Origin of the sequence: Streptomyces crystallinus, from assembly GCF_039521265.1 — a bacterium.
GTDB lineage: Bacteria > Actinomycetota > Actinomycetes > Streptomycetales > Streptomycetaceae > Streptomyces > Streptomyces crystallinus.
This window is the reverse complement of record NZ_BAAACA010000025.1, coordinates 1-20,886: the sequence shown is the minus strand read 5'-3', so window position 1 is coordinate 20,886 and position 20,886 is coordinate 1. Positions and strand designations below refer to the sequence as shown.

Below are 20,886 nucleotides of genomic sequence, written 5' to 3'. Positions count from 1 at the left end.
GTAGGGAATGTTTGCCAAGGGCAACCCGTTGTAACAGTCGTAACGGGGCCAGCTTCCCGTGCCATCAGCACCAGCAGTTCTCCTTCAGGAGGATCAGACGAAGGGAGAAGCCATGCGCTTCGAGATCATGCGCCTCAACGACGTCGACGGCTCCGCCGTGGACAGCACCGTCGTGGACGCCGCCTCCGTCAACCGGATCGTGCAGCAGGCCGCCGCAGTCGGCCAGCGCATCTACATCCGCCCGGCCGACAGCTCTGCTTCGTAACGCGTAAGGATCTCCTACGCGGCAAGCCGAAGCGCCCCCGCACCGAACGTCGGTGCGGGGGCGCTTTGTGCGCTGTGCGCTGAGCGGGTGAGGCCGAGCGGCCGGCCTCTCAGGCTCCGTGGATCACCTGGGTGACACCGTTGATGATCTGCTGCACCGCGAGCGCGGAGAGCATCATGCCCGCCAGCCGCGTCACCAGGACGACTCCGCCGTCCTTGATCACCCTGATGATCAGCAGCGAGTACCGCATGACCAGCCAGAGCACGATGTGCATCGCGAGGATCGCGCTCCACACGGCGACCTGTCCGCTGAACGAGTCGTGGTTCTGGACCGCCAGGATCACCTGGACGATCGCGCCGGGCCCGGCGAGCAGCGGCATGCCCAGCGGCACCAGCGCCACGTTGACGTCCTTGGTCTGCTTCGGCTCCTCCATCTTGCCGGTGAGCAGGTCGAGCGCGATGAGCAGGAGGAGCAGACCGCCCGCGATCATCAGCGCCGGCACGTCGATGTGCAGATACGCCAGGATCTGGTTGCCCACCAGACCGAAGACGGTGATCACGCCGAGGGCGACGGCGGCGGCCTGCCAGGCCATCTTGCGCTGCACCTTGGCGGGGCGCCCGGAGGTGAGCGCGAGGAAGATCGGGGTGATCCCGGGGGGATCCATGATGACGAAGAGGGTGAGGAAGAGGGAGCCGAAGACGGCAGCGTCGAACACGGTGGTGCCTTGCAGGAAGAGGGGTGTACGGAGCAGAGGGGGACGCCGCCGCGAAGGCGGAGTCCGCTTGGAGAAGGTGAGCGAAGGGGTCCGGGCCCCGGGGCGTGTCCTGGGGATCCTGCCCGGGTCGCGGGGTCCGGCTGTCCGGCTGTCCGGTTGTCCGGCTCTCCAGCTGTCCGGCCGGAGCACCACGACAGCGCGGCGGAACCGCAGCCGGCGAGATCCAGGAGAAACGCCCTAGCGGCCGGTTCCGCCCGCGCCCGGGACGGGGAACGCGCCCGTCGCACGGCGGATGATCTCGCCGTAGATCTCGGGGTCGGTGGTGCACTCACCGAGCCGGACGGCCTTGCGGTCGCCGTGGTAGTCGCTGGAGCCTGTCGTCAGCAGACCGATCTCGGCGGCGAGAGAGCGCAGCCTCGCGCGCGTGGGCGCGTCGTGGTCCGTGTGGTCGACCTCGATGCCGTCGAGGCCGGCCGAGGCGAGCTCGGCTATGACGCTCTCGGGCACGACCCGGCCGCGCTTGAGGGCGCGCGGGTGCGCGAGGACGGTGACCCCGCCCGCGGCCTTGACCAGCCGGACCGCGTCGAACGGGTCGAGCTCGTGCTTGCCGACGTACGCGCGTCCGCCGTCCGCCAGCCACTCGGGCACGAACGCCTCCGAGACCGAGCCGACGACGCCCAGCTCGACCATCGCCTCGGCGACGTGCGGCCGGCCGACGGAGCCGTCGCCCGCGATCCGCGCCACCTGCTCCCAGGTGACGGGAACGCCCAGCTCCTGGAGCCTGGCCACCATCCCCTGGGCGCGCGGCACCCGGTCGTCGCGGACCAGCTCGCGCTCGCGCGCCAGCTCCGGCTCCTCGGGGTCGAAGAGGTACGCCAGCATGTGCAGGCCGACGCCGTCGAGGCGGCAGGAGAGCTCGGCACCGGTGACCAGGGTCAGTCCGGCGGGCAGCGCCGCGGTCGCCTCCGCGTGGCCGCGGGTGGTGTCGTGGTCCGTGAGCGCGATGACGTCGAGACCGGCGGCGGCCGCGTTCAGGACCAGCTCGGCGGGGGTGTCCGTGCCATCGGACGCCGTGGAGTGGGTGTGCAGGTCGATGCGCACGCGTGACTCCAGGGCGTAGATATGGCAGAGGGGACAATCAAGGATAACTGCGCGTAGCCCCTGCCCCGCCCGTCACGGCTGTGGCGGTGGCCGCACCGGGAACCCGCCGCCACGCGCGCGTCACGACAGGATCCGTGGCGACAGCGCCCCGCACGGCACCAGCTCGACCTCGGCGCCGGCGTCGCGCAGATCGGTGAGGACCAGCTCGTCGTAGAGCAGCAGACCCGACTGCTCGGGCCACACGATCGCCCACAGCCACAGGCCGCGCGCCTCGCCCGCGAAGACGGCGCGGTCGTCGGGGGTGCCGGTCACATGCCACAACGGGGTGGGCCGCCCGGCCGCCAGGACCTTGGCGTGCGGCGGTTTGTCGACGCTCATGTACGGGCCGGGGTCGGGGCCGTCGATGCCCGCGTAGCGCGCGCCGAGGCCGACGCCGAGCTCCTCCGCGACCAGCAGCAGCTCACCGATGCCGCCGAGCGGGGCGGGGCCCGAGCAGGCCACCGCGGTCGCCCGGCCGCCACTGCGGTCGTCGCCCGCGCACGCCACTCCGGTGAAGAGCCAGCCGATCGGCAGCGGCCACGGCATCCACACGGGCACCTTCGCCCGGTGCACCACGACACCGAGCGCCTCGACGCTCGGGGGGACCACCGGCTGCAGCGGGTGCACCGTGCCGTGCACATCGCACTGCCAGGTGTCGGCGAAGAGACCGGGCGCCCTGACCCGGCCTCCGCACTTCGGGCAACTGGGTTCGCCCCTCATAGATGCCAACGGTCCTCCCCGTCCCGCGCGGCGTCAAGGACGATCACCCGGTCGGAGTGCGGCAAAGGGGGCGACCGGGCTAGTCGAGCCGTACGGACGTACGCAGCGGATCGCGCAGGTCCGTGCCGTTCGCCAGCCAGCGCTCCTCCAGCTCCTGCGCGCCGCGCACCCGCTTCCAGGCCGCCTCGTTCGTGGTCATCGGCAGCAGCGGCAGGAAGCGGACCGGGTCCATCGGGTCGTCGAGCTCCAGGTCCTCGACGAGGCCGCCGGGCTCCGCGACCAGGACCGAGCTGAACGGCGCGCCGGGCCACAGCGGTTCCCCGAGGTCGAGCGAGGCGCCGGGGGTCACCACCAGGCCCTCGACCTGCGGGCTGGAGGCGAGGACGGCGAGCGGGCGCAGCACCTTGTCGGTGTCGGCGAGCCCGCCTCGTACGGACAGGACCAGCTCGGCGCGCGGGCCCTTCACCGGGTCGGCGAGGGCGGCGGTGGGGTCGGTCATGGGCTGGGCCGACATGCCGAGCGTGGCATAGCGGACGATGTCCCCGTCGGCGAAGCGCAGCACCTCGATGCGGTCCGTACCGAGGAAGGTCACCGCGGCGCGCGCGTCCGGTTCACCGAGGGCGGTGCGCAGCCTGGCCTCGACGAGAGCAAGAACATCAACCATGAGTTGAGCATAGAAGCCGTATCGAACGAGCAAAGTACGGACTTGACACTTGCGCCGGCTGATAGTCTTGGCCGCTGTTCAGGGCAGCAGGAAGTCCCTCACGGGGGACCGGCCGGAGGAGGTGGGGCTGCGATGGATCGAAGTCGGCCTGGCAGTACCAACCGCTCTTCCGTGCGCCTTCGTTGTTCCCTGTGATCGAGACCTCCATACCCGGCGGCTCCACCGGGAAACCTCTGAGTCTCATGGCATTTCGCACGGCGGAAGAGCACATCGCCTCGCCCAGTCCGTTTCAGTAGCGAACGCCGTCACCGTGCCCGCGGTACCGCCCGCTTTGCGGACGTACGCAGATGTACGCAGCTCTCGCGTCACGTCCCCATTCCGGGCAGTGCCACGCCCGTCGGCGGCCTCTCCGTGAAGGAGTTCTGCCATGTCCATGATCCGTGACCTGCGCGCCGCGGTCCGCCCCTCCCTGCGCCCGTCGCTCCGCAAGAACACCACCCCGTACAACTCGTACGACCACACCCGCGACCCCTCCGCGAGCAGCGCGGTCGTCGACTGCGCGGTCTACCGCGACGGGCTGCGCACCCAGGCCGACTCGTGCCTGTCGCCGCGCGAGGCGATGCGGCACGTCCGGGAGGAGGGCGGCTTCGCCTGGATCGGGCTGCACGAGCCGACCGAGGCCGAATTCGCCGGTATCGCCGCCGAGTTCGGACTGCACCCGCTCGCCGTGGAGGACGCGGTCCACGCCCACCAGCGGCCCAAGCTGGAGCGGTACGACGACACGCTCTTCACCGTCTTCAAGACCGTCCACTACGTGGAGCACGCCGAACTCACCGCGACCAGCGAGGTCGTGGAGACCGGCGAGGTGATGTGCTTCACCGGCCGGGACTTCGTGATCACCGTCCGGCACGGCGGCCAGGGCTCGCTGCGCGCGCTGCGCAAGCGCCTCCAGGACGACCCCGAGCTGCTCGCCAAGGGCCCCTCGGCGGTGCTGCACGCCATCGCCGACCAGGTCGTCGACGGCTATCTGGCGGTCGTGGACGCGATGCAGGACGACATCGACGAGGTGGAGATCGACGTCTTCTCGGCGCCGTCCAAGGGCAGCCCGCGCGGCACGGACGCGGGACGGATCTACCAACTCAAGCGCGAGGTACTGGAGTTCAAGCGCGCGGTCTCGCCGCTGCTGCGGCCGATGCAGCTGCTCAGCGAGCGCCCGATGCGGCTGGTCGACCCGGACATCCAGAAGTACTTCCGCGACGTGGCCGACCACCTCGCGCGCGTGCAGGAGCACGTCGTCGGCTTCGACGAGCTGCTGAACTCGATCCTCCAGGCCAATCTGGCGCAGGCGTCGTTCGCGCAGAACGAGGACATGCGCAAGATCACCTCATGGGCGGCGATCATCGCCGTACCGACGATGGTGTGCGGGGTGTACGGCATGAACTTCGACCACATGCCGGAGCTGCACTGGAAGTACGGCTATCCGCTGGTGCTGGCCGCGATCGCGGGCAGCTGCCTGGTCATCCACCGCACGCTCAAGCGGAACGGCTGGCTCTGACGACGAGCGCGAGCCCGCCGAGGATCACCACCAGGGCGGGCCAGGCCAGCGCGGGCGGCTGCTGGCCCAGCCAGAGCGCGGCGATGAGGGCCGCGCCCGGCGTCTCCAGGAGGATCGCCGTGGACGTCACGGACGCGCCCAGGCCCCGCACCACCCGGTTGAGCAGCGAGTGGCCGAGCAGCTGGGCGGCGACGGTGAGCGCGGCGAGCTTGACCCAGGTCACCCCGGAGTACGAGGTGAGGTCGGCGCCGCTCGCCACACAGGCGGCGAGCAGCCCGGCGGCGGCCGTCCCGTAGCAGAGGTATGTGTACGGGACGGTGTCCACGGTCCGCCGCACCTCGGCGCCGAGCAGCACGTATCCGGCCGCCGCGATACCGCCGCCGAGGGCGAGGGCGTCACCGGCCAGCGCGCGCGGCGAGGTGGTCAGGTCGACGCCGGTGAGCAGCACCACGCCCGCGCAGGCGGCCAGCGTCCCGGCCCAGACCATCGCGGGCGGCCGGTGGCCGCGCAGCCGCAGGGCGAGCGTGGTCCAGATCGGCGTGGTGGTGCACAGCGCGGTGGACGACGCCACCGATGTCATCCGCAGGCTCGGCAGCCACAGCCCGAAGTGCACCGCGAGCAGCGCCCCGGCGGCGACCGCGAGTCCCACCTCGCGGCGGGTCAGCCCGCGCAGCTGCGCCCGGTATCGGACCGCGGCCAGCGGGGTCAGCGCGCCCACCGCCATGGCGTTGCGCCAGAACGCGATGGCCAGCGCGGGCGCCGCCGTCGCGGCGATGAGCGGCGCGGAGAGCGACACGCTGGCGATGGCGACGGTGAGCAGCGCGAAGTCCACCCGGGGGGCGGCCGTCGCGGCGGTCCGGGCCGGAGCGGTGGCGGGCGCGGTGGTGGCGGGCACGGTGGGCACCCCCCGAGAGTAAGGCGCTAAACATATTTACGGAACTGTCAGTCCGCGCTGTGGACAACGCCGTGGGCCGCGTCCGGGCCGTCCCATAAAGTGGCCCCATGACACCTGCGCTGCTCGACCGGGCCCTCGTCGAGGAGGCCACCAAGAAGTCCGGGCTGATCTGGGTCCGGGGCACCGGGACCGCCGACCGCGCCCTGTGGCACGTCTGGCACGAGGGCGCCGCGTACGTGGTGGGCGGTGGCCCGGGCGAGCAGCCGCTGGAGGGCCTGGCCGACGGCGGCACGGCCGAGGTGACGGTCCGCAGCAAGGACAAGGGCGGGCGCCTGGTGGCCTGGACGGCCTCGGTGAGCGAGGTCGCGCCGCACGGCGAGCTGTGGGAGGCGGTGGCCGCGGAGCTGAAGGGCAAGCGGCTGAACGCGCCGGACGGGGAGGCGGTGACGGGCCGGTGGGCCCGGGAGTGCCGGGTGCTGCGGCTGGCCCCGGCCTCGGTCCGCACGGCGATGCCCTCGGACTCCCTGGCCGCGCGCCCGGTGGAAACCCCGGCCACCACCCGCGAGCCGATCCCGGCGGCGCTGCCGAAACTCCTGCGGAAGCGACGCCGCCGCTGAGCGTGGTGCCCGGCCTTTGTCTGCGGCTGAGTGGACGGTTGCCCGCGCAGTTCCCCGCGCCCCTTGTTGCGCCCGGCCTTCGTCTGCGGCTGAGTGGCCGCTTCTCGCGCAGTTCCCCGCGCCCCTAAACCCGCTTTCGTCCGCAGGCCGTGGACAGCTGGTCGCGCAGTTCCCCGCGCCCCTGGGTGGTTCGTCGGCCGCGGGCCGGTGGCCGCTTCTCGCGCAGTTCCCCGCGCCCCTAGGTGATCCGCCGTCGCCGGGAAGTCCAGCTCGGCCAACGGCTTTGGGGTGTGCGGGGTCCGCCGAAGAACCCAGCTCAGCCACAGGCTTTTAGGGGCGCGGGGAACTGCGCGAGAAGCGGCCACGGCCCGCGGACGAAAACGGGTTTTCAAGGGGCGCGCAGAACCGCCCGAACGGGCCGTCCTACCCAGGGGCGCGGGGAACTGCGCGACCAGCCACCCACACACCCGCAGACAAAGACCGGGCCAAAAAGGGGCGCGGGGAACTGCGCGAGCGACCCACCACGCACCCGCAGACAAAGACCGGGCACACCCCTACGTCTTCGGGAGCCGGCTGCCGAATTCCACCGTCGCGTCCTTCGCCGGCGCAGCCAGCGCGAAGTCCTGATTCCAGTCCCCCAGTTCCAGCACCCCCGCCCCCCCGGCCCGCTCGAACCGCAGGGGATACGGCGTCCCCTGGAGCGACACGTCCAGCGTGCCGCCCTCGCCGTCCTTGCCCGCCCGGACCCGGATCGTACCCACCCCGCCGACCTTGGACCGGTCGCCCTTGGACAGCTCGCCCTGGAGCCCGAGCATGCCCTTCAGCAGCGCGCCCTTGTCCGTGAAGCCGCGCAGCTCCTGGTAAGAGGAGTCCCCCGAGGGCACCTTGACGTACTTGTCGTCGAGCTGCTTGCCCGCCGCGGCCGCGCCCCCCGAACCGGCGGAGCCCTTGGCGTCCCGGTGCGACCAGAACGCGGCGTCGGCCTTCAGATAGAGGTCGTCGCCCACCCGCAGCAGCCCGAAGGTGGTGTTCTTCGAGGTGACCGTGCCGGTCGCGCCGTTCCCCTTCAGCCGCATGTCGATCTTGTACGTGCCGCCCTTGCTGACCAGCGTGCCGCTGAGGTGCACCGCGTCGGCCCCGTCCGCCGCCGAACGCGCCTTGCCCTCGATCTCGGTGGCGGACAGCTTGCCGACGCCGTTGGTTCCCTCGTCCGGGTCCGAGGAGCACGCCGTGACGGCCGTGGCGAGCCCCGCGCAGAGCGCGACGGGGAGCGCGGCCCGGCGGGCCCGTACGGACAGGGAGCGAGTCGTCACCGGCACACGGCCTTTCGTCGGAGCGCGCGGGGTGGGGCGCGAAGTCGGGGTCGGCAGACCGCACCCTACCCGGGCCGTCTACGCTGCCCGGAAGAGAGCCGTCCGGACGCCCCGCAAAGGCGTACCGGATGGTCACCGGCTAGCCTGAATCAGATATTCAGCGCCATTTCAGGCCACAAGAAGGTCGGATCACGCCCAAGAGGAGGCGCTCAGTATGGCGGCAGGCGCCCCCCGGATCTTCGTCTCGCACCTCTCCGGCGTCGCCGTCTTCGACCCCAACGGCGACCAGGTGGGCCGGGTGCGCGACCTGGTCGCGATCCTGCGGGTCGGCCGCCGCCCGCCCCGGCTGCTCGGCATCGTCGTCGAGGTGGCCGGCCGCCGGCTGATCTTCCTGCCGATGACCCGGGTCACCGGCGTCGAGTCCGGCCAGGTCATCACCACCGGCGTGGTCAATCTGCGGCGCTTCGAGCAGCGCCCCACCGAGCGGCTGATCCTGGGCGAACTGCTGGACCGCCGGGTCACCCTCGTCGAGAGCGGCGAGGAGGTCACGGTCCTGGACGTGGCCATCCAGCAGCTGCCCGCCCGCCGTGACTGGGAGATCGACAAGGTCTTCGTACGCCGCGGCAAGGGCGGCGCCCTGCGGCGCAAGGGCGAGGCCCTGACCGTCGAGTGGTCCGCCGTCACCGGCTTCTCCCTGGAGGAGCACGGCCAGGGCGCCGAGAGCCTGCTCGCCACCTTCGAGCAGCTGCGCCCCGCCGACCTCGCCAACGTGCTGCACCACCTCTCCCCCAAGCGCCGCGGCGAGGTGGCCGCGGCCCTCGACGACGACCGGCTCGCCGATGTGATGGAGGAGCTGCCGGACGACGACCAGGTGGAGATCCTCGGCAAGCTGAAGGACGAGCGGGCCGCCGACGTCCTGGAGGCGATGGACCCGGACGACGCCGCCGACCTGCTCTCCGAGCTGCCCGAGGAGGACAAGGAGCGCCTGCTCACCCTGATGCAGCCGGACGACGCGGCGGACGTGCGCCGGCTGCTCTCGTACGAGGAGCGCACCGCGGGCGGCCTGATGACCACCGAGCCGATCGTGCTGCGCCCGGACGCCACGGTCGCCGACGCCCTCGCGCGCGTACGCCAGCAGGACCTCTCACCGGCGCTCGCCGCGCAGGTCTACGTGTGCCGGCCGCCCGACGAGACGCCGACCGGCAAGTACCTGGGCACCGTGCACTTCCAGCGGCTGCTGCGGGACCCGCCGTTCACCCTGGTCTCCTCGATCGTGGACAACGACCTGCCGCCGCTGTCCCCCGAGACCCCGCTGCCCGCCGTGACCTCGTTCCTCGCCGCGTACAACATGGTCGCCGCGCCCGTCGTGGACGACAGCGGCTCACTGCTGGGCGCGGTCACCGTCGACGACGTACTGGACCACCTGCTGCCCGACGACTGGCGGGAGGCGGAGTTCCACGCCGCCGAGGGGGATTCGCATGGCTGACCGCACCGAAGAGCGCGACCGCACGCGCGCGGCGGGGGCGAGCGCCGTCTCGCGCGGCCCGCGCGCCCGCCTCGACCAGCCGCGCGCGCCCCGGCCGAGACTGCTGCCCGAGTACGACCCGGAGGCGTTCGGCCGCTTCTCCGAGAAGATCGCCCGCTTCCTGGGGACCGGACGGTTCATCGTCTGGATGACCCTGGTGATCATCCTGTGGGTGGTCTGGAACATCTTCGCGCCGGCGCCGCTGCGCTTCGACGAGTACCCGTTCATCTTCCTGACCCTCGCCCTGTCCCTCCAGGCCTCGTACGCGGCCCCGCTGATCCTGCTCGCGCAGAACAGGCAGGACGACCGCGACCGGGTCAACCTGGAGCAGGACCGCAAGTCCAACGAGCGCTCCATCGCCGACACCGAGTACCTCACCCGGGAGATCGCGGCGCTGCGGATGGGCCTCGGCGAGGTCGCCACCCGTGACTGGATCCGCTCGGAACTCCAGGACATGATCAAGGAGATGGAGGACCGGCGCGTCGTATTCCCGCCGGAGGCCCCTCACGGAAGTGACGAATCCGACCGCCGTTAGGGCTTTCCGGGGGCGGGACCCCGCGCCGTACCATCTCCATATGGTTACGGATGACGCGGTGCGCGAGGCACTGGCGACGGTGAACGACCCAGAGATCCACCGCCCGATCACTGAGCTCGGCATGGTCAAGACGGTCGAGATCGGGACGGACGGGGCGGTCGCCGTCACGGTGTACCTCACGGTCTCCGGCTGCCCGATGCGCGACACGATCACGAAGAACGTGACCGAGGCGGTCGAGCGGGTCGAGGGCGTCACCCGCGTGGACGTCTCGCTCGACGTGATGAGCGACGAGCAGCGCAAGGAGCTGGCGGCGTCGCTGCGCGGCGGCACGGCCGAGCGCGAGGTGCCGTTCGCCAAGCCCGGCTCGCTGACCCGGGTCTACGCGGTGGCGTCCGGCAAGGGCGGCGTCGGCAAGTCCTCGGTGACGGTGAACCTCGCCGCGGCGATGGCGGCGGACGGGCTGAAGGTCGGTGTCGTCGACGCCGACATCTACGGGCACTCGGTGCCCCGCATGCTGGGCGTGGACGGCAAGCCCACCCAGGTCGAGAACATGATCATGCCGCCCGCCGCGAACGGCGTGAAGGTCATCTCCATCGGTATGTTCACCCCGGGCAACGCCCCGGTCGTGTGGCGCGGCCCGATGCTGCACCGCGCGCTCCAGCAGTTCCTGGCCGACGTCTACTGGGGTGACCTCGACGTCCTGCTGCTCGACCTGCCGCCGGGCACCGGCGACATCGCGATCTCGGTGGCCCAGCTGGTCCCGAACGCGGAGATCCTGGTCGTCACGACCCCGCAGCAGGCGGCCGCCGAGGTGGCCGAGCGGGCGGGCTCGATCGCGGTCCAGACCCACCAGAAGATCGTCGGTGTGGTCGAGAACATGGCGGGCCTGCCCTGCCCGCACTGCGACGAGATGGTCGACGTGTTCGGCACGGGCGGCGGCGAGAAGGTCGCGGAGGGCCTGACCAAGACGACCGGCGCGAACGTGCCGGTGCTCGGCTCGATCCCGATCGACGTCCGCCTGCGCGAGGGCGGCGACGACGGCAAGCCGGTGGTCCTCTCCGACCCCGACTCCCCCGCGGGCGCGGCCCTGCGCGCCATCGCGGGCAAACTGGGCGGCCGCCAGCGGGGCCTGTCGGGCATGTCGCTGGGGATCACGCCGAGGAACAAGTTCTGACGTTCACGTTCCGACCTGCGGGTCGCGCCCCTGAGATGGGCCCGAAGGGCCCTCCTTCAGGGGCGCGGGGAACTGCGCGACCAGCCCACCACAGCCCGCAGCAGAAGCGGACCTAGGCGTACGAAGTGATGTCCCGCACCACGGCGAACCCGAGCCCATACGCGCTCATCCCGCGCCCGTACGCCCCCAGGTGCACTCCATCCCCGGCGGAGCCGGCGAGCACCCACCCGAACTCCGACTCCCGGTAGTGGAACGGCGTCGCCACCCCGTCGACCGGGAGCGAGAGCGTGGTCCAGTCCGGCCCCGAGAGGTCGTCCGCCAGCTCCCACGCCGCCTCGGTCTGCTGGTCCAGCCAGTCGCCGCGCAGCACATGGTCCATCTGGGCGGGCCAGGTGAAGGAGAGCAGCCCCGAGCCGGCCAGCCACGCCGCGGAGGAGACCGAGGTGGCCTCCAGCACTCCCGTACCGTCGCCGCTGCGGCGCGTGGGATTGGCGGGCACGCTCACGACCACGGCGAAGCGCTCGCGGTCGGCGGCGGAGCGGTCGACGTCGGGCCGTATCGACGGCTCGTCGCCGTGGCCGGTGGACCCGTGCTGCACGGTGCCGTCGGCCGCCGTGGCGACCTGCATCAGCCAGCGCGGCCCGGTGAAGGCCTCGTCCAGGCCGTACCAGGCGAACGGCGCCCGCAGATAGCCGTCGACCGTACGCCGGGCCGCCGGCACCCCTTCTGGTGTGGACGGGGTGTCCTCCGGGGACCCCTGTGCCGTTACCCGACTCGTCGTCTCCACTGCCCGGCCGCCTCCTCGATCCGTAGGTGTCCGCAGCGGCCCGCCCCCCTCGGGCGTCCTGGCTGCCGGACCTATGGAGGATAGCCACCCCGTCGGCGCCCATCGGGAATGACGGTGCGGACGTGGCTCGGATTGACGTCCTGTACGAAATCCGGGGGGTGGTGTCAGGTCGCGTCGGCGTCGTACGGGGGGCGCTCGCCGGGGTCGAGCTTCTCGCGCTTCTTGAGGAGGTCGGGCGTGCCCGCGACACCCGCGGCCGAGCCGTTGGCGGCCGTCGTGGGCGACGCGGCGGACGCGCTCTCGCGGCCGTGCACCGCGTCCGCGACCTCCTCCATGTCCTTGCGCAGGTCGAAGCTGTTGCGGATCTCCTTGAGACCGAGGTCGTCGTTGTCCATGAACTGCTTGCGTACGAACGTCTTCGGGTTCAGGTCCTCGAACTCGAAGTCCTTGAACTCGGGGCCGAGTTCCGCGCGGATGTCCGCCTTGGCGGTCTCCGAGAAGCTGCGGATCTTGCGGATGAACCCCGTCACGTCCTGGATCAGCTTGGGCAGCTTGTCCGGGCCGAAGATGAGCACAGCGAGGACCACGAGGGTGACGAGCTCCATGGGCCCTATGTCGTTGAACACCTGCTGCTCCTCGTGGTTCTGCTCCCGGGTCCAGTCATGGACCGCTCCACGGTACCCGTCGAAACTGTCGAAACGGTACCTACCCGGTGACCTTTGGCCGCCGCTTGCCCCCCGGGTGACCGAGAGGCGACCCGGGGGCGGGCCGCCGCACGCGGCCGGGGCGCACGTCAGGACGTGGCGGAGCCCAGGGTCAGGGTGAGGCGCTGCTCCTGGCCACCGCGCTTGAGCGTCAGCTCGAGACGGTCGCCCGGGCGGTGCGAGCGGATCTTGACGATCAGCTCCTCGGCGCTGTGCACCCGCTGCCCGTCCACCTTGGTGATCACGTCCTCGGGCTTGATGCCCGCGCTGGCGCCGGGGCCGCCGGGGGTCACCGAGGGCTTGCCGTCGGCGGCCTTGGCGCCGACCCGGGCCCCGTCGCCGGTGAACTTCATGTCGAGGGTGACCCCGATCACCGGGTGGGTGGCCTTGCCGGTGTTGATCAGCTCCTCGGCGACCCGCTTGCCCTGGTTGACCGGGATGGCGAAGCCGAGCCCGATGGAGCCGCCCTGGCCGCCGCCGCTCTCGCTGTTGCCCGCGGCGCGGATCGCGCTGTTGATGCCGACGACACGGGCCCGCGAGTCGAGCAGCGGACCGCCCGAGTTGCCCGGGTTTATCGGCGCGTCGGTCTGGAGCGCGTCGACATAGCTGACGTCGCTGCCGTCGCCCTTCTCGCCGCCCGCCGTGATCGGGCGCTCCTTGGCGCTGATGATGCCCGAGGTGACGGTGTTGGAGAGGTCGAAGGGGGCGCCGATGGCCACCACCGGGTCGCCGACCTGGACGTTGTCGGAGTTGCCGAGCGGCAGCGGCTTGAGCCCGGAGACACCGGTGACGCGGACCACGGCGAGGTCGTAGCCGGAGTCCCGGCCGACCACGGTGGCGCGGGCGGTCTCGCCGCCGCTGAACGTCACACTGATGTCGCCGGACGAGCCCGCGGGCTGGACGACGTGGTTGTTGGTGAGGATGTGCCCGGCGTTGTCGAGCACGAAGCCGGTGCCGGTGCCGGACTCGCTCTCCCCGCTGACGTGCAGCGTGACCACGCCCGGCAGGGCGCTCGCGGCGATTCCCGCGACGCTGTCGGGCGCCCGGCCGACCGGGCCCTTGCCCGCCTGCGGCAGGCTGACGTGGGTGGTGCTGTTGCGCTCCACGTACGCGCCGACGCCGCCGCCCACACCGCCCGCGACCAGCGCGATGACGACGGCCCCGAGGACCAGCGCCCCGCGCCGCGACTTGCGCTCGCGCGGCACCCCGGCCGTGCTCAGCGGCTGCCCGGCCGCGCCCCACGGGTCGTACTGCACCCACTGCGATGACGCCACCACCGGCGCCGCGCCTTCCGGTACGGGGTACGCGGCCGGGGCCTCCGGGGCCGGGTACGCGCCCTGGGGCGGCACCGGCACGGCGGGCGGCACGGCTGCCGCAGGCGCCGGGCGCTGGACCGGCGGCGCGGGCGCCCACGGCCCGGGCCCGCCGTACGGCGGCGTCCCGTACGGATCCGGGGCGTGCAACGGCTGCCGTGGCGACACGGCCTCGCCCGCGCCCTGGCCCTCGGGCCGGGCGGGGCCGGAGACAGGCACGTCGGCACGGCCTTCGACAGAGCCGGGGGCCGGGGCCGAGGCCGGCGCCGAGGTCGCATCCGGCACCACGGCCTCACCCGGCACCGGGGCTTGGGCGACAGCCTCGGGCGGAACCGGGCCTTGCGCAGCGGCCTCGGTGGGAGCCAGGTCTCGGGCGGCAGCCTCGGCCGGCGCCGGGTCCTGGGCAGGCTCGACCGGCGCCGGGGGTTGGGCGGCGGCCTCGGGCGGCCCCGCGGGCGCGGGCGGTCCTGCGGGCGCGGGCGGGGCCAGGCGGTACGCGGACTCGTCCTCGACCGGCTCGCCCTGGGCCAGCGCGTACGGCGCGTGCGGTTCGGCGGAACCTTCCGGCACCCCGGCGCCGGGCCCGTCCGGGGCACCCGGCGCCACCGGCTCGGTCGGCACCACCGAGTCACCCGGGACCGTGGCATCCGGAGCACCCGCGGGCGGGGCCAGGTCGTAGGTCTCCTCGGCCGCGGAGCCGTCCCCGCGCGAGGTGGGACGGCTCCACCATCTCGCCTTGGGCCCGGTGGGCTTCCCGTCGTTCATGCTCTCCCCGCAACTGTCCCGCGTGCCCTCGGGGGCACCCCTCCCGGGGATTCAACCAGGTTTGCCGGGAGGAGCGCAGGGCACGGGTCAGTGGCGGGGAGCCGCCAGCCGCGTCGGCGACGAGGACGGGGTCACGCCGGGCAGCGCGGGCGGCGGCGCGACCGGCCGCAGCGCCAGCGTGGCGACCGCCGGACGTATCAGCGGAGGCAGGGCCGGACTGCTCAGCAGGGAGGCACGGAAGGGGTTGCCGAACTGCTGCGGGGAGGGCTGCGACGGGACGCCGTTGAGCCCGGCCAGACCCATCGCGGCCGGCGCCGAGGACTCCGGTGCCACCGGGGCGTTCGCCGCGCCGCCGTGTCTGCGCCCGGCGTCCATGGCCAGGGGCGCCCCCAGGGCCGGTCCGGGCGACGGGCTCTGGGCTCGCACCGGGGTGACCTTGCTGCCGGAGCCGTCGCCCCGGGCGCTGGTCTCCGCCCCCGAGTCCGAGGGGACCGCGCCGCCGAGCGCGATCGCCGCCAGGGAGACCGCGCTGGCCGCCGCGAAGGCGATCCTGCGGCCGCGCCACGGCGAGCCCGAGCGCTCCTCGGGGCGGGCCACCTCATGGATGCGGAAGCCCCGTCCGGGCAGCCCGCCGCCGAGGACGGCGGCATGGGCCCCGCCGGGCACATAGCCGAAGCCGCCGGCCGGGTCGTGCGGATCGCTCAAGGGTCCGGGCGTGAAGACGGCGCCACCGAGCCGGCCCCCGCCGAAGGGTCCCCGCCCTTCGTCGTCACCTCCGGCGCCGCCGGGCAGCCCCTGGAGCCGCGCGAGCAGCCCCTCGGAGGGCGCGGGCGGCGCCGTCTGGGCGAAGACGCTCTTCACCCGGCGCTGGGCGTCGGCCTCGGCCTTGCACTTGGGGCAGGTGGCCAGATGCGACAGGACGCGCTCGCGCGCGTCATGGCTGAGCTCGCCGTCGACCAGGGCGGCGAGGCGGTCCCCCAGATGCTGCTCGGCGGGGGTGGGACTGGTGCCTGTCACGCGGTCCCCTCTCCGACCGCCCCCGGGGCGCCGGGCGCCACCCCCGCGAGGGCGCGCTGCTGCTCGGCGCGGGCCTCGGGCGAGCGGTGCTGGAGCGCCTTGCGCAGATGCGACCGGCCGCGGTGGATCCGGCTGCGCACGGTGCCGAGCTTCACGCCGAGGGTGGCGGCGATCTCCTCGTACGAAAGGCCTTCGATGTCGCAGAGGACCACGGCGGCGCGGAACTCGGGCGCGAGGGTGTCCAGCGCCTGCTGGACGTCGGCGTCGAAGTGCGCGTCGTTGAAGACCTGCTGGGGGGAGGGGTCACGGCTGGGCAGCCGCTCGGCCGCGTCGTCGCCCAGGGCGTCGAAGCGGATGCGCTGGCGGCGGCGGACCATGTCCAGGAAGAGGTTGGTGGTGATCCGGTGCAGCCAGCCCTCGAACGTGCCCGGGGTGTAGGTCGACAGCGAGCGGAAGACGCGGACGAAGACCTCCTGGGTGAGGTCCTCGGCGTCGTGCTGGTTGCCCGTCAGACGGTAGGCCAGGCGGTAGACGCGACCGCTGTGCGTGCTGACGATCTCCTCCCACGTGGGAGGAGTCCACGCCGGGGAGTCCGCGTCGGCGAAGGTCGCGGTGGTTGCGGAGTTGGCGGCGGTGGAACGGTCAGCGGTGTAGGTCACGGATTTCGGCTCACCCGCCGACCTGAGAAAGCGCCGGAGCACTCCTCCCCGATCCACAGGCGCAGCCGCACCTCCCCTGTCGGCTCTGGTGGTGTCCAGTGGAGCCCCTACCATAGCCACCTCGCCCGTTAGCTCCGGATAAGAATCTTTACGCGCATTTGGGACTGGCTTCGTGCCCCTCGAACCGCGCTGCTTCCCGGGCCGCTCGGGGACCGGGATTTCGTGCTCGTCCATCTCGTCCATGTATCCCCCTGCCCTTCATAACGCCCGGTCCCATCTGCGGGTTCCCGGGTGCAGCGGATACAGTCACCGTTGCGCGCCAACTACGGGGACAGGAGAGGGCCATTACCGCCAAACGGCAGACGAGCTGGGCGTTCGCCGACGCCTTTGTCGCCGAGGACGACGCGCTGCGCTGGGCCCGCGAGCGGTCCCGGGAGACAGGACTGCGTTCGGTGTCCCCGGGGACCGGCGCCGCGCTGCGCCTGCTCGCTGCCACCGCGGACGCCAAGGCGGTCGCCGAGATCGGCACCGGAACCGGTGTCTCCGGGATCTATCTGCTCCAGGGCCTGCGCCCGGACGGCGTGCTGACCACCGTCGACCCCGAGGCGGACCGCCAGCAGTTCGCCAAGCAGGCGTTCCGCGCGGCGGGCTTCGCCGGGAACCGGGCGCGCTTCATCCCCGGCCGCGCCCTGGACGTACTGCCGCGGCTGGCCGACGGCGGATACGACCTGGTGTTCTGCGACGGCGACCGGACGGAGTCCCTGGACTACCTCGCTGAATCGTTGCGCCTGCTGCGGCCCGGCGGGATCGTCTGCTTCGAAGGGGTCTTCGCCGACGGCCGTACGGTCGACTCGGGCGTCCAGCCCGCCGAGGTGCTGCGGCTGCGGGACCTGCTGCGGACCGTACGCGAGAGCCAGGAGCTGGTGGGGTCGCTGCTGCCGGTGGGCGACGGGCTGCTGTGCGCGGTGAAGCGGGCGTAGCCGTTCGGCGAAGGCGCAGCCCTTCGATGGATGGAGCCGGAAACTACTCCGCCCCGGGCCGGTACGTGCGTACCGGCCCGGGGCGGGGGCAGATTGTGGGTCAAGCCCGCTGAATCAGCCGACGACCTTCTTAAGAGCGTCACCGAGCGCCTCGGCCTCGTCCGGGGTCAGCTCGACCACAAGCCGACCGCCGCCTTCGAGCGGAACGCGCATGACGATGCCCCGCCCCTCCTTGGTCACCTCGAGCGGGCCGTCGCCCGTCCGCGGCTTCATGGCCGCCATGCTGTTTCCCCTTCCTGAAACCAGCTCATCGCAGCCGGCGGCCCCATGACAGGCACCGTGTTACCGGCATCGAACACATTGCTTCCAGGTCATTATCCCGCATCGCAGGACCCGATGACCAACATCGGTCGGCATCGCTTGCGCAACGCGCTCTATCAAAACCACCCAATTCGGCGATCCGCCTGCGATACTTCGCCGCCCTCGGTCCGAACGGTGGCCGGGATTGTTTGACGCAGGTCACATGTGCGCCGTCGTTGATCTCCGCCATGCTGGGCGGACACGACACCACGACGGAGGGGATCCATCCCAATGGCCGACACCGTGCTCTACGAGGTGAGCGACGGGCTCGCGACGATCACGCTCAACCGTCCCGACGCCATGAACGCCATGAACACCGAGGCCAAGGTCGCCCTGCGGGACGCGGCGCGGGCCGCCGCCGCGGACCCCGCGGTACGGGCGGTCCTGCTGACGGCGACCGGCCGGGCGTTCTGTGTGGGTCAGGACCTCAAGGAGCACGTGGCCCTGCTCGCGGCGGACCGCGAGGCGGGCACCGGCTCCACGATGAGCACGGTCCGCGAGCACTACAACCCGATCGTGAAGGCCCTCACCGAGATGCCCAAGCCGGTCGTGGCCGGGGTGAACGGCGTCGCGGCGGGCGCGGGCTTCGGCTTCGCGCTGGCGGCGGACTACCGGGTGGTGGCGGAGACGGCCGCGTTCAACACGTCGTTCGCGGGGGTCGCGCTGACGGCCGACTCGGGCGTCTCCTGGACGCTGCCGCGTCTGATCGGCCAGTCGCGCGCCGCCGACCTGCTGCTCTTCCCGCGCTCGATCTCCGCGCGCGAGGCGTACGAGCTCGGCATCGTGAACAAACTGGTCCCGGCGGACGAGCTGGCCGCCGAGGCGGCCGCGGTGGCGCGCGCGCTGGCCGACGGCCCGACCCTGGCCTACGCGGCGCTGAAGGAGTCCCTCGCGTACGGGGCGGGGCACTCGCTCTCCGAGGCGCTGGAGAAGGAGGACGAGCTCCAGACCCGGGCGGGGGCGTCGGAGGACCACGGGATCGCGGTGGCGGCGTTCCTGGCGAAGGAGAAGCCGAAGTACGTGGGGCGCTGAGCCATCCGTGGGCGCGAGGTTCTGTCGTCGGGCGGCTGCGGCTCGTCGTGGGCCGCTCGCGCCCGCGCGGCGGAGCCGCCCATGTCACGGCCCCGCGCCCCTTCGGGTGTTCGGCCGCATCCGGGCCGTGACGCTCGGCGGTGCGGTCGAACCATCCCTCGCGCGCTAGGCGCTGCTCCCGCTTCCCCTCGCCGCACAGTTCTCCAAGTGGTCGTCGACCAGGCCGCACGCCTGCATCAGCGCGTAGGCCGTGGTGGGGCCGATGAAGCGCAGGCCGCGCTTCTTGAGGGCCTTGGAGAGGGCCGTCGACTCGTCGGTCACCGGCGGCACGTCCGCCAGGGTGCGGGGGGCCGGGCGGGCGGGATCCGGAGCGTACGACCAGATCAGCTCGTCCAGCTCGCCGGGTGCCCAGTCGGCCAGTACGCGCGCGTTGGCGAGGGTCGCCTCGATCTTGGCGCGGTTGCGGATGATCGACTCGTCGGTCAGCAGCCGCGCCGCGTCCGCGTCGGTGAACGCGGCCACCTTGGCGATCCTGAAGTCCGCGAAGGCGCGGCGGAATCCCTCGCGGCGGCGCAGGATGGTGATCCAGGAGAGGCCCGACTGGAAGGCCTCCAGGGACAGCCGTTCGTAGAGGGCGTCGTCGCCGTGGACGGGGCGGCCCCACTCGGTGTCGTGGTACGCCACGTAGTCCGCGGTGGAGAGCCCCCAGGGGCAGCGCAGCAGGCCGTCCGGGCCGGGGATGACGGTGCTCACTCGTGCGGCTCCTCGTCGCGGGGGGCGTGGGCGGCGCTGAGCGCCTGCTGGAGGCCGGCGATCCGGGCGTCGCGCTCGGAGAGCTCGGCGGCGAGGCGGCTCAGCACGTCGTCGACGTCGGCCATCCGGTAGCCGCGCGCGGCCACCGGGAGCCGCAGCGCGTCGATGTCCGCGCGCTCGACGGGGCGGCCCTCGGGCAGCGGGTCCGAGAGCCCCTCGGGGCCCGTCTCGGGCAGTACGGCACCGTCGCCGCCGCCCACCACGGCGAGCGTGACCGCGGCGACCACCACGACCATGGCGATCAGCAAGAACCAGAACACGCGCGAAGCCTCTCCCCGCCAGCCGGAATCCGTCGGGTTCGATCGTGCCATGCGCGGCTGGGAGTTAGGGTCTGTCGGGCGGCACAGACCGGCCCCGACAGACACGGAACCTGAGGTCACGGGCGTCTTACCCGAGGAGGAAACAGCGGATGCTGCGGCTGGGACGGCGTGAGTTCGACGCACACGAGCCGGTGATCATGGCGATCGTCAACCGGACTCCGGACTCCTTCTACGACCAGGGCGCGACCTTCCGGGACGAGCCCGCGCTGGCCCGCGTGGAGCAGGCGGTGTCAGAGGGGGCTGCCATCATCGACATCGGCGGGGTCAAGGCGGGACCCGGCGAGGAGGTGACGGCCGAGGAGGAGGCGCGGCGCACGGTCGGTTTCGTGGCCGAGGTGCGGCGGCGGCATCCGGACGTGGTGATCAGCGTCGACACCTGGCGCCATGACGTGGGGGAGGCGGTCTGCGAGGCGGGCGCGGACGTGCTGAACGACGCGTGGGGCGGGGTGGACCCGAAGCTCGCGGAGGTCGCGGCGCGGTACGGGGCGGGTCTGGTGTGCACGCACGCGGGCGGCGTGGAGCCGAGGACCCGGCCGCACCGGATCGCGTACGAGGACGTGATGGAGGACATCCTCCGGGTCACGGTCGGGCTCGCCGAGCGGGCGGTGGCGCTCGGGGTGCGGCGGGACGGGATCATGATCGATCCCGGTCATGACTTCGGGAAGAACACGCGGCACAGCCTGGAGGCGACGCGGCGGCTGGGCGAGATGACGGCGACGGGCTGGCCCGTGCTGGTCTCCCTCTCCAACAAGGACTTCGTGGGCGAGACGTTGGACCGGCCGGTCAAGGAGCGGGTGATCGGGACGCTGGCCACGACCGCGGTGTCGGCGTGGCTGGGGGCGCGGGTGTACCGGGTGCACGAGGTCGCGGAGACGCGTCAGGTCCTGGACATGGTGGCGTCCATCGCGGGCCATCGCGATCCTGCGGTGGCGCGGCGGGGATTGGCGTAGCGGCCTTTCGCTTTCGTCCGCGGGCCGGTGGTGGGCTGGTCGCGCAGTTCCCCGCGCCCCTAGGCATT

23 protein-coding genes are annotated in these 20,886 nt (G+C 72.5%); 9 read left to right on the top strand and 14 right to left on the bottom strand.

The annotated features are described in order from the left end of the window. Window positions 1-112 precede the first annotated feature (112 nt). Window positions 113-265, top strand: a complete 153-nt coding sequence (locus tag ABD236_RS20190) for a hypothetical protein (protein WP_344075186.1) — start codon at window positions 113-115, stop codon at window positions 263-265. 109 nt (window positions 266-374) lie between these two features. Here the strand turns inward: ABD236_RS20190 and ABD236_RS20185 are convergent, their stop codons facing one another. From ABD236_RS20185 to ABD236_RS20170, 4 genes are all read right to left on the bottom strand, one after another. Then, entirely contained in the window at window positions 375-980 is a 606-nt protein-coding gene (locus ABD236_RS20185; RefSeq protein ID WP_344075185.1) for a MarC family protein, read from the bottom strand. 237 nt (window positions 981-1,217) lie between these two features. After that, window positions 1,218-2,081, bottom strand: a complete 864-nt coding sequence (locus ABD236_RS20180) for a PHP domain-containing protein (protein ID WP_344075184.1) — start codon at window positions 2,079-2,081, stop codon at window positions 1,218-1,220. Window positions 2,082-2,201: 120 nt separating this feature from the next. Then, entirely contained in the window at window positions 2,202-2,840 is a 639-nt protein-coding gene (locus ABD236_RS20175) for a DUF6758 family protein (protein ID WP_344075183.1), read from the bottom strand. 79 nt (window positions 2,841-2,919) lie between these two features. Further along, entirely contained in the window at window positions 2,920-3,504 is a 585-nt protein-coding gene (locus tag ABD236_RS20170; protein WP_344075182.1) for a suppressor of fused domain protein, read from the bottom strand. A 427-nt stretch (window positions 3,505-3,931) separates the two neighbouring features. Between ABD236_RS20170 and ABD236_RS20165 the strand changes: the two genes are divergently transcribed. Further along, entirely contained in the window at window positions 3,932-5,059 is a 1,128-nt protein-coding gene (locus ABD236_RS20165) for a magnesium and cobalt transport protein CorA (protein ID WP_344075181.1), read from the top strand. Here the strand turns inward: ABD236_RS20165 and ABD236_RS20160 are convergent. Continuing rightward, window positions 5,037-5,954 carry a DMT family transporter gene (locus tag ABD236_RS20160; protein ID WP_425543914.1) on the bottom strand — a complete coding sequence of 306 codons (918 nt, stop codon included), beginning with the start codon at window positions 5,952-5,954 and terminating at the stop codon, window positions 5,037-5,039. The genes ABD236_RS20165 and ABD236_RS20160 overlap by 23 nt on opposite strands. A gap of 107 nt (window positions 5,955-6,061) precedes the next feature. On the opposite strand from ABD236_RS20160, the gene ABD236_RS20155 reads away from it, so the two are divergent. Next, entirely contained in the window at window positions 6,062-6,571 is a 510-nt protein-coding gene (locus ABD236_RS20155; protein WP_344075180.1) for a hypothetical protein, read from the top strand. A 554-nt stretch (window positions 6,572-7,125) separates the two neighbouring features. Here ABD236_RS20155 and ABD236_RS20150 read toward each other — a convergent pair. Next, window positions 7,126-7,884: a hypothetical protein gene (locus ABD236_RS20150; RefSeq protein ID WP_344075179.1), complete on the bottom strand. Its 759-nt coding sequence runs from the start codon at window positions 7,882-7,884 to the stop codon at window positions 7,126-7,128. 214 nt (window positions 7,885-8,098) lie between these two features. Here ABD236_RS20150 and ABD236_RS20145 point away from each other — a divergent pair, with 214 nt between their 5' ends. From ABD236_RS20145 to ABD236_RS20135, 3 genes are read left to right on the top strand one after another with little or no spacing between them, the layout of a single operon-like run. Next, window positions 8,099-9,370: a magnesium transporter MgtE N-terminal domain-containing protein gene (locus ABD236_RS20145; protein ID WP_344075178.1), complete on the top strand. Its 1,272-nt coding sequence runs from the start codon at window positions 8,099-8,101 to the stop codon at window positions 9,368-9,370. Then, window positions 9,363-9,944, top strand: coding sequence for a DUF1003 domain-containing protein (locus ABD236_RS20140; RefSeq protein WP_344075177.1), 582 nt, complete (start codon window positions 9,363-9,365; stop codon window positions 9,942-9,944). The genes ABD236_RS20145 and ABD236_RS20140 overlap by 8 nt, the downstream gene beginning before the upstream one ends. Window positions 9,945-9,984: 40 nt before the next feature. Beyond that, window positions 9,985-11,118 (top strand): Mrp/NBP35 family ATP-binding protein, encoded by a 1,134-nt coding sequence (locus ABD236_RS20135; protein ID WP_344075176.1) that lies wholly within the window; start codon window positions 9,985-9,987, stop codon window positions 11,116-11,118. A 112-nt stretch (window positions 11,119-11,230) separates the two neighbouring features. On the opposite strand, the gene ABD236_RS20130 is transcribed toward ABD236_RS20135, so the two are convergent. The 5 genes from ABD236_RS20130 to sigE all read right to left on the bottom strand — a co-directional run bounded on the left by ABD236_RS20130 (window position 11,231) and on the right by sigE (window position 16,477). Then, window positions 11,231-11,905: a hypothetical protein gene (locus tag ABD236_RS20130; protein WP_344075175.1), complete on the bottom strand. Its 675-nt coding sequence runs from the start codon at window positions 11,903-11,905 to the stop codon at window positions 11,231-11,233. 164 nt (window positions 11,906-12,069) lie between these two features. Continuing rightward, a complete protein-coding gene (locus ABD236_RS20125) occupies window positions 12,070-12,531 on the bottom strand; it encodes a sec-independent translocase (protein WP_344075174.1) in 462 nt (153 codons plus the stop codon). Window positions 12,532-12,698: 167 nt separating this feature from the next. Then, window positions 12,699-14,687, bottom strand: a complete 1,989-nt coding sequence (locus ABD236_RS20120) for a trypsin-like peptidase domain-containing protein (protein WP_344075173.1) — start codon at window positions 14,685-14,687, stop codon at window positions 12,699-12,701. Window positions 14,688-14,774: 87 nt separating this feature from the next. Then, complete coding sequence (locus ABD236_RS20115) at window positions 14,775-15,704, bottom strand: zf-HC2 domain-containing protein (RefSeq protein ID WP_344075172.1); 930 nt, start codon at window positions 15,702-15,704, stop codon at window positions 14,775-14,777. After that, entirely contained in the window at window positions 15,701-16,477 is a 777-nt protein-coding gene (gene sigE, locus ABD236_RS20110) for an RNA polymerase sigma factor SigE (RefSeq protein WP_344075171.1), read from the bottom strand. Before sigE ends, ABD236_RS20115 begins: the two co-directional genes overlap by 4 nt. Before the next feature lie 161 nt (window positions 16,478-16,638). Here sigE and ABD236_RS20105 point away from each other — a divergent pair, with 161 nt between their 5' ends. Then, window positions 16,639-17,343 (top strand): O-methyltransferase, encoded by a 705-nt coding sequence (locus tag ABD236_RS20105; RefSeq protein WP_344075258.1) that lies wholly within the window; start codon window positions 16,639-16,641, stop codon window positions 17,341-17,343. Window positions 17,344-17,457: 114 nt separating this feature from the next. On the opposite strand, the gene ABD236_RS20100 is transcribed toward ABD236_RS20105, so the two are convergent. After that, complete coding sequence (locus ABD236_RS20100; protein ID WP_009997451.1) at window positions 17,458-17,625, bottom strand: DUF3117 domain-containing protein; 168 nt, start codon at window positions 17,623-17,625, stop codon at window positions 17,458-17,460. A gap of 309 nt (window positions 17,626-17,934) precedes the next feature. Between ABD236_RS20100 and chcB the strand changes: the two genes are divergently transcribed. Then, complete coding sequence (gene chcB, locus ABD236_RS20095) at window positions 17,935-18,735, top strand: 2-cyclohexenylcarbonyl CoA isomerase (RefSeq protein ID WP_344075170.1); 801 nt, start codon at window positions 17,935-17,937, stop codon at window positions 18,733-18,735. A gap of 165 nt (window positions 18,736-18,900) precedes the next feature. Here the strand turns inward: chcB and ABD236_RS20090 are convergent, their stop codons facing one another. After that, a complete protein-coding gene (locus tag ABD236_RS20090; RefSeq protein WP_344075169.1) occupies window positions 18,901-19,488 on the bottom strand; it encodes a DNA-3-methyladenine glycosylase I in 588 nt (195 codons plus the stop codon). Beyond that, window positions 19,485-19,808, bottom strand: a complete 324-nt coding sequence (locus ABD236_RS20085) for a DivIVA domain-containing protein (RefSeq protein ID WP_344075168.1) — start codon at window positions 19,806-19,808, stop codon at window positions 19,485-19,487. The genes ABD236_RS20090 and ABD236_RS20085 overlap by 4 nt, the downstream gene beginning before the upstream one ends. A 149-nt stretch (window positions 19,809-19,957) precedes the next feature. Here ABD236_RS20085 and folP point away from each other — a divergent pair, with 149 nt between their 5' ends. After that, window positions 19,958-20,818, top strand: coding sequence for a dihydropteroate synthase (folP, locus tag ABD236_RS20080; protein WP_344075167.1), 861 nt, complete (start codon window positions 19,958-19,960; stop codon window positions 20,816-20,818). Window positions 20,819-20,886 lie beyond the last annotated feature (68 nt).